The sequence below is a fragment of the Streptomyces sp. NRRL S-378 genome (assembly GCF_000720645.1).
In the GTDB taxonomy this organism is placed as follows: domain Bacteria; phylum Actinomycetota; class Actinomycetes; order Streptomycetales; family Streptomycetaceae; genus Streptomyces.
The window spans coordinates 1-576 of the sequence record NZ_JOBX01000197.1 but is presented as its reverse complement, the minus strand read 5'-3'; the positions used below and the strand labels follow the sequence as shown (position 1 = coordinate 576).

1 protein-coding gene is annotated in these 576 nt (G+C 73.4%); it reads left to right on the top strand.

Annotation, left to right across the window (positions count from 1 at the left end; translation table 11 throughout):
- Nucleotides 1-21 precede the first annotated feature (21 nt).
- The coding region (locus IH80_RS0138475; RefSeq protein WP_324609454.1) for an AMP-binding protein at nucleotides 22-576 on the top strand (555 nt) is incomplete at its 3' end.

The following is a 576-nucleotide window of genomic DNA, read 5'->3' as shown; positions in this document are numbered from 1 at the left end:
CCGTCCACGTACGAGCTGTGGGTGCCGTTGCTCCACGGTGGCCGGACGGTGGTGTCGCCGGAGGGTGATCTGAGCGTGGCGACGCTGACGCGTCTGATCACCGAGGAGCGGATCACCGGGCTCCAGGTGACGGCGGGGTTGTTCCGCGTCATGGCGGAGGAGGACCCGGGGTGTTTCGCGGGGGTGCGGGAGGTGATCACGGGGGGTGACGTGATCTCCCCGGCAGCCGTCCGACGGGTCCTCGACCACTGCCCGGACACGGTGGTCCGCTGCGCCTACGGTCCCACCGAGACCACCCTCTTCGCCTCCCAGGCCCCCTGGACCGCCACGGAGGAGGTGCCCGCGCCGGTCCCGATCGGGCGGCCGCTGGACGGGATGCGCGCCCACGTCCTGGACGACGAGCTGTCGCCGGTCCCGGCGGGCGTGACGGGAGAGCTCTACCTCGCCGGTGCGGGTCTGGCCCGCGGCTATTACGGACGTCCGGACCTGACGGCGGAGCGGTTCGTCGCCGACCCCTTCGGTCCGGCCGGCAGCCGCATGTACCGCACCGGCGACCTGGCCCGCTGGGCCGACGGC